The sequence below is a fragment of the Halorientalis sp. genome, assembly GCF_028275115.1.
GTDB lineage: Archaea > Halobacteriota > Halobacteria > Halobacteriales > Haloarculaceae > Halorientalis.
In genome coordinates, this window is sequence record NZ_JAQCNH010000003.1 from 1 (window position 1) to 10,333 (window position 10,333).

At 64.8% G+C, this 10,333-nt stretch carries 14 protein-coding genes and 1 pseudogene; 9 read left to right on the plus strand and 6 right to left on the minus strand.

Annotation, left to right across the window (positions count from 1 at the left end; translation table 11 throughout):
* The 4 genes from Q0964_RS18410 to Q0964_RS00435 all read right to left on the minus strand — a co-directional run.
* Positions 1–90, minus strand: a 90-nt coding sequence (locus tag Q0964_RS18410) for a surface glycoprotein (protein ID WP_414652123.1), incomplete at its 3' end; no start/stop codon positions are given.
* Positions 91–527: 437 nt separating this feature from the next.
* Positions 528–1,283: a VOC family protein gene (locus tag Q0964_RS00425; protein WP_299262254.1), complete on the minus strand. Its 756-nt coding sequence runs from the start codon at positions 1,281–1,283 to the stop codon at positions 528–530.
* Between the two features lie 43 nt (positions 1,284–1,326).
* Positions 1,327–1,824, minus strand: coding sequence for a TIGR04206 family protein (locus tag Q0964_RS00430; RefSeq protein ID WP_299262255.1), 498 nt, complete (start codon positions 1,822–1,824; stop codon positions 1,327–1,329).
* Positions 1,821–2,933, minus strand: coding sequence for an OBG GTPase family GTP-binding protein (locus Q0964_RS00435; protein WP_299262257.1), 1,113 nt, complete (start codon positions 2,931–2,933; stop codon positions 1,821–1,823). The genes Q0964_RS00430 and Q0964_RS00435 overlap by 4 nt, the downstream gene beginning before the upstream one ends.
* 426 nt (positions 2,934–3,359) lie before the next feature.
* On the opposite strand from Q0964_RS00435, the gene Q0964_RS00440 reads away from it, so the two are divergent.
* From Q0964_RS00440 to Q0964_RS00470, 7 genes are all read left to right on the plus strand, one after another.
* Positions 3,360–3,893 (plus strand): NAD-binding protein, encoded by a 534-nt coding sequence (locus tag Q0964_RS00440; protein ID WP_299262259.1) that lies wholly within the window; start codon positions 3,360–3,362, stop codon positions 3,891–3,893.
* An 81-nt stretch (positions 3,894–3,974) separates the two neighbouring features.
* Complete coding sequence (locus Q0964_RS00445) at positions 3,975–4,175, plus strand: VNG_1110C family protein (RefSeq protein ID WP_299262261.1); 201 nt, start codon at positions 3,975–3,977, stop codon at positions 4,173–4,175.
* Between the two features lie 119 nt (positions 4,176–4,294).
* Complete coding sequence (locus Q0964_RS00450) at positions 4,295–4,783, plus strand: 50S ribosomal protein L11 (RefSeq protein ID WP_299262263.1); 489 nt, start codon at positions 4,295–4,297, stop codon at positions 4,781–4,783.
* A 258-nt stretch (positions 4,784–5,041) separates the two neighbouring features.
* A complete protein-coding gene (locus tag Q0964_RS00455) occupies positions 5,042–5,677 on the plus strand; it encodes a 50S ribosomal protein L1 (protein ID WP_299262265.1) in 636 nt (211 codons plus the stop codon).
* A gap of 1 nt (position 5,678) precedes the next feature.
* Entirely contained in the window at positions 5,679–6,728 is a 1,050-nt protein-coding gene (locus Q0964_RS00460) for a 50S ribosomal protein L10 (RefSeq protein ID WP_299262266.1), read from the plus strand.
* 31 nt (positions 6,729–6,759) lie between these two features.
* Positions 6,760–7,110, plus strand: a complete 351-nt coding sequence (rpl12p, locus tag Q0964_RS00465) for a 50S ribosomal protein P1 (protein ID WP_299262267.1) — start codon at positions 6,760–6,762, stop codon at positions 7,108–7,110.
* A 102-nt stretch (positions 7,111–7,212) separates the two neighbouring features.
* Positions 7,213–8,460, plus strand: coding sequence for a tripartite tricarboxylate transporter permease (locus Q0964_RS00470; protein ID WP_299262268.1), 1,248 nt, complete (start codon positions 7,213–7,215; stop codon positions 8,458–8,460).
* On the opposite strand, the gene Q0964_RS00475 is transcribed toward Q0964_RS00470, so the two are convergent.
* On the minus strand, positions 8,457–8,972 hold the full coding sequence (locus Q0964_RS00475) for a type IV pilin domain-containing protein (protein ID WP_299262269.1): 516 nt from the start codon (positions 8,970–8,972) through the stop codon (positions 8,457–8,459). The two genes, Q0964_RS00470 and Q0964_RS00475, sit on opposite strands and share 4 nt — an antisense overlap.
* 123 nt (positions 8,973–9,095) lie before the next feature.
* Positions 9,096–9,254 carry a hypothetical protein gene (locus Q0964_RS00480; RefSeq protein ID WP_299262271.1) on the minus strand — a complete coding sequence of 53 codons (159 nt, stop codon included), beginning with the start codon at positions 9,252–9,254 and terminating at the stop codon, positions 9,096–9,098.
* Between the two features lie 253 nt (positions 9,255–9,507).
* Here Q0964_RS00480 and Q0964_RS00485 point away from each other — a divergent pair, with 253 nt between their 5' ends.
* Positions 9,508–10,032 carry a FlaD/FlaE family flagellar protein gene (locus tag Q0964_RS00485; protein WP_299262273.1) on the plus strand — a complete coding sequence of 175 codons (525 nt, stop codon included), beginning with the start codon at positions 9,508–9,510 and terminating at the stop codon, positions 10,030–10,032.
* A gap of 89 nt (positions 10,033–10,121) precedes the next feature.
* Positions 10,122–10,333 (plus strand): annotated as a pseudogene (locus Q0964_RS00490) (hypothetical protein); the annotation flags it as partial.

The following is a 10,333-nucleotide window of genomic DNA, read 5'->3' on the forward strand; positions in this document are numbered from 1 at the left end:
TCCCGAGAACGCGATGAAGCCGGCGAAAACCGACGTTACCATCAGCGTCGCGAGGAACAGACTGCGTATCTTGTCGCGTGTTCCTGTCATAGTTTGTGTTTGTGCTTTTCGGGCGGTGCCAGCACCTTTCCTGTGAAACAGCCCCGGCCCGCACGGCCACCGCAAGGAGACTGCCAGACCGTACTCGATACTGTCACCATGGGTAAGGGTACGCTCTCAACAACTGGTGCCCATTATAAATGCTTTGTGGTCAAATTCGCCGCTTGACACCACTCCACATACCCGTATTTCGCCGTCTCGAGGGTCCGCGTCCGGGATTTCGACTCAGATATGCGGGCGTCACGCGAACGGCTAACAGGCGTCTGACACGAGCGGGCGAATCACGACCGGTCGTCGCCTGGCGCGCGGTCGGACGGGGAGATGGAAGCGTCCGGAGCGGTACCGAGCGCCGGTCTGAGCGCAGGCGCGCGTTCGAGACCGCCGAGAATGAGTCTCGGAACGAACCTGTCGGGTCGTCGTGTCGTCGCTCAGTTCGTGACGATTTCGACTTCGTGGCCGTCGGTCGTCTTGGTGAAGGCGTACCGGTTCCCACAGCTCTCGGGGTCGCGGTAGTCCGCGGCGTGGCGGGTCAGCAGGGTGTCCCAGAATCCCTGGAGGTCGTCGGCCTGCACTGCGACGTGGCCCCAGGCGTCGCCTACCTCGTAGGTGCGCCCGTCGTAGTTGTACGTCAGTTCGACGGACATCTCTTCGGGGGCGGCTTCGGCGGGCTTGAGGAAGTACAGCGCGAAGTCGTCGAACTCCCCGCGGCGGAAGAGTTGATACTCCAGTTTCCGGGTGAACCAGCCGATGGCCTCGTCGGCGTCCTCGACGCGGAGCATCGTGTGGTCGAGGCTCCACCTCGCGCCGTGGTCGCGCTCGACGAGTTCGATCTCGTGGCCGTCCGGGTCGGTGACGAACGCGTACTGTCCGCCACAGGAGTCGGGGTCGCGGTAGTCCTCGACACCCTGTGCCATGAGTTCGTCGTAGGCCGCGTACACGTCCGCACACCGCACGGCGATGTGCCCCCAGGCGTCGCCAAAGTCGTAGGTGCGTCCGTCGTGGTTGTACGTCAGTTCGAGTAGGGCACCGTCCTCGTGTTTGTCGGGGGGACCGAGGAAGACGTTCGTGAAGGTGTCGGCCTCCCAGCGGCCGTACTCCTCGTAGTCGAACTGTGTCTGGTACCAGTCTAAGGACGCGTCGAGGTCCTCGACGCGCATCATCGTGTGGTCGAGCGTGGCGTGCATGTCCGAGTGCTGGGGTGGCGCGTCAAAAAGGATACCGACGCGACTACTCCGTCCCGTCCGGGTACCGGAAGATCGACAGCAGATCCGTCCGGTAGTACCGCCAGACCACCCCCCACAGCAGGAGCGTCCCGATGGGGACGGCGGCGTACCCTGGACCACGCCGGAAGAAACCGAGTGCGAACACCAGTTGGCCGAGGCCGGCGAAGACGAACATCGACGCCGTGACGCGGGCATCCTCGCGCCAGACCAGGCCGACGAGTGCGCTCACGAGTCCGACGGCGAACAACACCACACTCGACCCCCAGGCGTTCAGGTACGGCGGGAGGGTCCGGGTGAACAGAAAGTAGTACTCGAAGATGGTCGTCAGTTCAAGCGGGTCGAGGTTGACGATGCCGATGGGCAGAAACCACGAGACGAACCCGTTCGCGGAGACTGCGGTCCACGGCGCGAGTGCGACTGCGACCAAGACCGACACCCGACGGTACCGGCGGGTGGTTTCGGCGGCCGCCTCGGACGCGGGGTCGGAACTATCGTCTGTCACTTTCGAGTTACGAGCCGGAGTTCGTCCTCGTCTGCCAGTTCGTGGTCCGTGCCGACCTGTTGGTCGTCGTGTTTGGCGCTGGGTCCGGAGACGCGAGCGAAGCGAAACCGTTCCTCGAACTCGCCGCCGAGTTTCTCGCAGGCGTCTTGGACGGTGTCACCGGACCGCAGTATCACCGGCTCCTCGTAGTCGACGCCCCGGCCGGGCTTGTCCATGTAGACCCGAATCAGGCCGAGCGCGTCCCAGATCCGTTCTTTCAGTGCGTCCAGCCCTTTCCCCTCCACGGCGCTGATGAACACTGCCTCGTCGGGGTCGATGTCGTGGTCCCGGAGGTTCTCTTCGACGGTCGGCAGGTACGCCTTGTCGATCAGGTCGGCCTTGTTGACGACCTCGATGGAGGGCAGGTAGACGCGGTTGTCCATCACGCCGTCGATGAGTTGGTCGATGTCGATCTGCTCGCCGATGGTCACGTCGGCGTTGATGAAGCCGTTCTCTCGGAGGACCTGCGTGACCGTCTCCTCGTCCAGATTCAGGTCGACGCTCGCGTTCACGTCGAGTCCACCCTTCCCTTTCCGGCGGATCGTCACCCGCGGGGGCTCGGTGTCGACTCGAACGTCGTTCTTGTACAGTTCCTCGTGCAGGCGCGCGTACTGGTCGATCTCGAAGACGTCCATGACGAAGACCACGAGGTCTGCTGTCCTGACGACCGAGAGAACTGCCTGCCCGTCACCACGACCCTCTGCGGCTCCCTCGATGAGCCCCGGAACGTCGAGCATCTGGATGTTCGCACCGTTGTACTGAAGCATACCCGGGTTGACGTCGAGCGTGGTAAACTCGTACTCGCCGACTTCACTGTCGGCGTTGGTCAGAGCGTTCAACAGTGTGGACTTGCCGACGCTGGGAAAGCCCACGAGCGCGACGGTGGCGTCGCCGTGTTTTTCGACGGCGTACCCGCCGCCGCCGCCGGAGCTCGACTGCTTTTTTTCCAGTTCCTCTTTTTTCTGTGCGAGTTTGGACTTCAGTCGGCCGATGTGGGCCTCAGTCGACTTATTGTAGGGAGTCTCGGCTATCTCCGTTTCGATCTCCTCGATCTCCTCCTCCAGGCCCATTGGGAGGTAGTCGGCAACCACGACTCAAAAGCGCTTTCGTTGGGTCCCGTCGGAGTCTCGCCGAGCAGAGGTTGCACTCGGGCGTACCGACAGCTACGACTCACGTCGCTGGAGCGGAAAGGGGCTGTAGACGGACGGTGGACCGCCCTCCGAAGCGGAGGTCAGACGATGTGAGTGCCGAGAGGCAGCGTCTAAACAGCGGCGGACGCAGTCCGAGCGTCGCGACCACCATCCGCTCGGCCAAGCCGGCCATCGGAGTCGCCGGCCCGGTCACGAGCATCGGTATCGTGCCGAATGTGAGAGGCTTTTACTCACCGACCGGGTGCTGTTCGGTTGGCTGACTTCCCCCGAGCCGAACCGTACCGGTCGTCCGGGGCCAACGGGCCAGCAACGACTGCCGGACCGTTCGACAGGAGGACAACGAGCATGACCCGAGACCTGAACGTCGTCATCGCCGGCGGTGGACGCGTCGGTCTTCAGACAACGGCGACCCTCGCCGGCAGAGAACACGACGTTACCATCATCGCGGAAGATCAAGATACGTGCGATGCGGTGATGGACGAGTACGTGGCCACGGTCGTCCAGAGTGACGGGATTCGGGCCGTCGCCCGAACCGACTGCAGGGGTGGAGGAGAGTGCACACGGTTCGTCGACGCCATCATCTATCCCGAGCGTTCCGGCGCGGGTCTCGCGGCGAGCGAGATCATCGGCATCGACGTCGAGATGAGAGGCGAACTGACGGAGACCCTCGAAATAATTCGGGTCCGGGTCGCCGAGGGCGCGCCCGCCGCGGGCAGGCAACTCGCAGACGTGCGATTCCCGACCGGGACGCTGGTCAGTTCCGACGACGACGGCGGCCGAATCGCCGGTTCGGAGACGACGCTCGACGCCGGCAAACGCTACGTCGTCGCAGTCGAACCGAACGTGGCCGCGGAGGCGATGAACCCGCTGCGTAGGTAACTGGCCGGTACGGAGGCGTGACCGGCGGTGTTCAGAGCCGTTTCGATACACCTATACGGCGACGTGGCTTTTATTTAGGCGATGACCGACGCGGCTCTGCTGCGCGACAGTACACAAATTCTGCTCTCGGAGGCGGCACTCGACGGACTCCGGGGGGAGCTGGAGGACCGGTTTACGCTAACGATTCGCTCTGAGGAGCAGGGGGTGCGCATTCTCGGCAGTCCAGTCGAAATCAAGGAAGCGAGCGCGTACCTCTCTCGGAACGGAATTTCGGTCCAGTAATCGGGTGCGGCCGGCCGTCACCGCCGTGACGTGAACGACCAACCGGACGGCGTGTGCCCTGTCGGCACACCCGCCGGGGAAAGCAACCATTAAAAGCGCGCCTCCACGATACGTTCGATATGGCTGGAACCATCGAAGTACTCGTCCCTGGCGGGGAGGCCAACCCCGGACCGCCGCTCGGCCCGGAACTCGGCCCGACGCCCGTCGACGTGCAGGCAGTCGTTCAAGAGATCAACGACCAGACCGAAGCCTTCGACGGCACCGAAGTCCCCGTCACCGTCGATTACGACGACGAGGGTGCCTTCGACATCGAGGTCGGTGTCCCGCCGACGGCCGAACTCGTCAAAGACGAGGCGGGCTTCGAGACCGGGAGCGGTGAACCCCAGGAGAACTTCGTCGCGGACCTGTCGGTCGATCAGGTCAGACAGATCGCCGAACAGAAACACCCGGACCTGCTGGCGTACGACTTGAAAAACGCCGCCAAGGAAGTCGTTGGCACCTGCACCTCGCTGGGTGTCACCATTGAGGGCAACGATCCCCGCGATTTCAAAGACCGCATAGACGAGGGCGAGTACGACGACCTCTTCGGCGAAGAAGCGGCCGCCTGAGCGGTCGCTCGCCGGGAACTCGGAAGAACCGATGAGTGTTGCCGGTCGTTTCTGCGAGTTCGCGACCGAAGTCCGACTGCGACGGCCTGCCGTTCTGTGGACATTCGTTCCCGCGAGCACCTGGTGTCTCGCTCGGAGAGGGCTCTGCTGGGGCCGGTTCGACGGGTTTAAGTTTCGCATTGGCCACCGTCAGAGTGAGACAGGCTTCGCCTGTTTCACTGACCCGTAGGAGCAGTACGCGTACTACGGAGGTGAACGATGGCAGATCAGGACATAGAGCAAGCAGTATCTAGCGCACTCGAGGACGCACCGCCGCGGAACTTCCGCGAGACGGTCGACCTCGCGATCAATCTGCGCGACTTAGACCTCGACGACCCGTCGAACCGCGTCGACACTGGCGTCGTCCTCCCAGAGGGGACAGGCCAAGAGACGAGTATCGTCGTCTTCGCGGAGGGCGAAACCGCTCTGCGTGCAGAGGACGCCGCCGACGACGTGCTGGACGGCGACGACCTCGAAGAACTGGGCGACGACGACGAGGCCAAGGACCTCGCCGACGAGACCGACTTCTTCATCGCGGAGCAGAACATGATGCAGAACATCGGTCGCTACCTCGGGACGGTGCTTGGCCCGCGCGGGAAGATGCCGGAACCGCTCGACCCCGACGACGACGTCGTCGAGGTCGTCAATCGAATGAAAAACACAGTACAGCTCCGGAGCCGTGACCGGCGGACCTTCCACACGCGCGTGGGCGCAGAGGATATGGGCGCCGAGTCGATCGCGGACAACATCGACGTCATTCTCCGACGGTTGCACGCCGAACTCGAGAAGGGGCCGCTGAACGTTGATTCGGTGTTCGTCAAGACGACGATGGGCCCGGCCTTCGAGGTGGCATAGTATGAGCACAGAACGCAAAACAGAGACCATCCCGCAGTGGAAAAGAGAGGAGGTCGAAGAACTCGTCGCCACGCTCGAAGGGTACGACTCGGTCGGCATCGTCAACATCGCCGGCATTCCGAGCCGACAACTCCAGGACATGCGGCGCAATCTCCACGGCACCGCCGAACTCCGGGTCAGCCGGAACACGCTGATGACGCGTGCCCTCGAGGAGGTCGCCGCGGGCTTCGAGGACCTCACCGAGTTTATCACTGGCCAGGTCGGCCTCATCGGCACGAACGACAACCCGTTCACGTTGTACCAGCAACTGGAGGCGTCGAAAACGTCCGCGCCGATCAACGACGGTGAGGTCGCTCCAAACGACATCGTAGTTCCCGAGGGCGACACCGGGATGGACCCGGGCCAGTTCGTCGGTGAACTCCAGGCCGTCGGGGCAGAGGCTCGCATTCAACAGGGGTCGATCCAGGTCATGGCCGACTCCACGGTGCTCGACGCAGGCGAGACCGTCGACAGCCAGCTCGCGAACGTGCTGAGCGAACTCGGAATCGAGCCCAAGGAAGTCGGGCTCGACCTGCAGGCGGTGTTCGCAGACGGCGTTCTCTTCGAGCCAGAAGCGCTCGAACTGGACATCGACGAGTACCAGGCGGACATCGAGGCGGCCACCGCGGCCGCCCGGAACCTGTCGATCAACGCCGTCTACCCGACCGCACAGACCGCGGGGTCGCTGCTCGGCAAGGGAGCCGGCGAGGCAAAATCGGTTGGCCTCCAGGCGGCCATCGAAGACGAGGAACTCATGCCCGACCTCCTGAGCAAGGCGGACGGGCAGGTCCGGGCGCTGGCGGCCCGGATCGACGACCCCGAGGCGCTCCCCGAGGCGCTTCAGAACGTCGAGACGGCCGAGCCAGAGCCAGAGCCAGACGAGGACGACGAAGCGGATAGCGCGGACGACGGAACCGATGCCGACGCAGAGCCCGGCGACACCGACGGCGATGACGATGACGATGACGACGACGGTGACACGGGCGATGCGATGGGCGCGATGTTCGGCTAACAACTAAATACTACCAACAAGACTACGAACCATGGAATACGTTTACGCAGCACTCATCCTGAACGAAACAGGCGAAGAGATCAACGAAGACAACATCACAGGCGTCCTCGATGCGGCGGGCGTCGCCGTCGAGGAGTCCCGCGTCAAGGCCCTCGTCGCGGCACTCGAAGACATCGACATCGAGGAAGCCGTCGAACAGGCCGCAGCGGTTCCGGCCGGCGGTGCGGCCGCCCCCGCGGGTGGGAGCGCCGACGCCGAACTCGAAGAGGGCGACGACGAGGGCGGCGAGGAAGAAACAGCCGAAGCCGAAGACGAAGGCGACGACGACGACGACGAAGACGAGGGCGACGGCGGCGAAGGCCTCGGCGAGTTGTTCGGCTGATCGCGGCCACTCGAAACTCTTCTTCATCTATTCATCCGCTGGTGAGTGGCGACGCCGACCGGGCCGACCACTTAAATCCGAAGCCGGGGCCACCCCGACTCGATGGCAGTCTCGACGTGGCTCGGTGTTCGGATCGCAGTCGCGCCGTCGGCGGCGGCCGTGGCGCTCGCGTTCATCGCCGGTGGTGCCGCGCTCGGCGTCGTGAGCGGACTCGTCCCCGGACTCCACGCTAACAACATGGCACTGTTGCTCGCCGCTGGGGCGTCCTCGGTGCCCGGACCGCCGCGGTTGGTCGGGGCAGCGATGCTGGCTGCAGGGACGGTTCACACGTTCCTCGACGTCGTTCCGGCGCTGTCGCTCGGCGTTCCGGACCCGGCGATGGCGGCGACGGCGTTGCCGGGGCACGAACTGGTCCTCGCGGGCAGGGGCCGAGAGGCGCTCAGGCTTTCGGCGCTCGGGAGCGGCCTCGCAGTGGCACTGGCCGTGCCGCTCGCGATTCCCGTCACCGAGGCCGTAACGGCACTGTATCCGGCGATTCGGGACAACCTGTCGGTCGTACTGGCGGCCGTCGCGGTGGGGTTAGTGACGACGGAAGGGACCTATCGCGGGACAGTCGGTGCCGGCCTCGCGCTGACGGCCAGCGGCGTCCTCGGACTCCTGACGCTCGACCTTCCGACGGGCGGGCTGGTGAGTGCGGGCGGCACGCTGGCACCGCTGTTCGCGGGGCTGTTCGGCGCGCCGGTCCTCATTGAGGCACTGGGTGGGGGCGGCGTCCCGCCACAGGACGACGCGACACTGGCGCTCTCGAAACCTGCAGTCGGCGGACTCTCGGTCGCAGGGACCCTCTCCGGGGCGGTCGTGGGATTCATTCCGGGTGTTTCGAGTGCCGTCGCCGCGACGGGTGCACTGCTCGCCGTCCCGTACCGCTTCGGTGCGCGCGGGTTCGTCGTGATTACGAGCGGCGTGAACACAGCCAATACGATCTTCGCGTTGCTGGCGTTGCGTGCACTCGGCTCGCCGCGAACGGGCGTCCTGGTCGCGCTCGAATCGAGTGGTGCACCGCTCGCGTTCCCGCTCCTGCTTGCCAGTGTCGCACTGGCGTCGGCCGTCGGGTTCGTCCTCGTCCCGACGGTCGGCGACCGCTATCTGTCGCTGATCGGTTCGCTCGACTACCGTCGCCTCTCGACCGCCGTGCTGGCCTTGCTGCTCGCCCTCTCGTTCGCCCTCGCCGGTCCGGTCGGGGTCGGTATCTTCGCTGTCGCGACAGTGGTCGGGCTGCTTCCGCCGCGGTTCGGTTCGCGACGCGCGACGCTGATGGGTGTGTTGCTGGTGCCGCTGGCGGTGGGTTAGCAGTGTCCTTGGGCGGCCGCCTGTCCCGTCACCGCCTGCTCGATCTGGACTTCCCGGAGCACCGTCGAAGACTGCTGGTCGGGTCGCTGTATCAGTTTGTAGGTCGTCCCCTGACAGGCCGGATTCAACGCGCCGTCGCTGCCGAACCCGTCGATGTGTACCTTGTCGCTCGCTTTGACCGTCTCGCCGCCCGTCCACACGTCGGCCCAGGCGACCGAGTTCCCGTCGCCGTCAACGACGAACAGCGCCGTCCCGTCGACGGTATCGCCGCCGGTGTGTGTGATGTTGAGGTACGGCCGGTCGTTGGTGTTCCCGGCCCCGTCGGCCTGGTACTGAGACTCGACGGTGAACGCGGGTGCTGGCGTCCCCATCGAGTCGCCGAAGCCAAGCGCCAGATTGCCGACGACCGCGGCCAGGACGACGACGATCGCCACGACGAGCACGACCCCGAGGACGTTCGAGACGGCACGGCCATTCTGCGGGACCGACGGCCACAAGCGCGAGCCGGTCATTGCCCAGACTATTTCAGCGTGCCACTTAATACTACGAACGGTGTCGGCGGGCGAAAGCTACGCGGGCCCGTTCGCTGGACACGGCCGAGCGTGTCGACGGCGATGGTCCCACTGGGAGCAGGACTACCAGGTAGCCGTGTGGTCAGGTTGACTCGGCACGCCAGACGGACTCCCGGCGACGTCCGTACCACAGACACCAAGTGCGAAGGTGAGCGGAAGGACGAGTGTGACGACGACCTCGGCACCGTCGGTCCCGCCGACGACCGCCGCGGTCACGGCCACGCCCTCTCCCGTGATATGGCACCGAGGACTGTCGCACCCGGAATCGGTTCACCGTGCAGGCACCGACGCGTCCCGGTCAGATAAACCAGTGTCGTCGGCCTTCGCGGGAGGCGCCGACCGGCTGTCAGTCGTCTGCCCTCCGTCGGACGTGTGACAGACGGAGTGGGATTTCCGGCGGAGAGAACCCACAGAGGGCGCTCGGGCGGGTGTAAGGTTTAACACACTGGGGGAGAAATCAGTACGGAACGAGCATATGACCATCAACCCACGCGACTACGACCTCGACGAACTCCGGAAGATGGCCCGGGAGCGGGGTGACAGACCTCGTTCGGGTGGCGAGGGCGGTGACGCACCCAGACCACCCACCAACGACAGCGAGGAGAGCCCACGCCCAGACGCCAACGGTTTCGAGGGCCTCGATACGGAGGCCCCGTCACGTGACCAGTTCCAGGACGGACTCTACCGAGAGCTGTTGCCGCTGGAAGCCGGCGTGGACGACCTCGAGAAGCCGTATCTCGACGGGCTCCCCGAGAGCTACGCCGCGGAGTACGTCGTCTTCGAGTGGCTGGAGTTTCTGCTCTCGAACTTCGGCTACCAGGGGACCAACGAGGCACTGCAGTACTACGAGTCAGTCGGCTGGCTCACCGAGGACGTCGAGAGTCGCCTGAACGACTACCTGCTCGGGTTGGAGAGTTCCGGCGAGGAGCCACACGGCGGTACCGTCGACGACCACAAGCTCAGTCTCGTCTACATCGCGCGACTCGTCTCTATGCAGTGACCGGCCGGCCGTTCTACTACGGCGACGTGTTTCGGTTCCGGGTACAGGGAGAGAATATATACCAGAGCCGTGAGTAGCCGGGGCCAATCATGAGCGATGACGATGACACGGCGTCGGATGGACCGGTTCCGGTCGGGGTTAAACTGGGGAGTACCCGGACCGTAATCGCCCTCCCGGACGGCGAGGGTGGACTGGACACGATTCGGACGCTGACCTGTCTGGCTACCTACGAGGATCAACTCACCGGCGAAGAACGGGTGCTGTACGGCGGCGAGGCGGCGACGGAGTACGCCGACCGTGC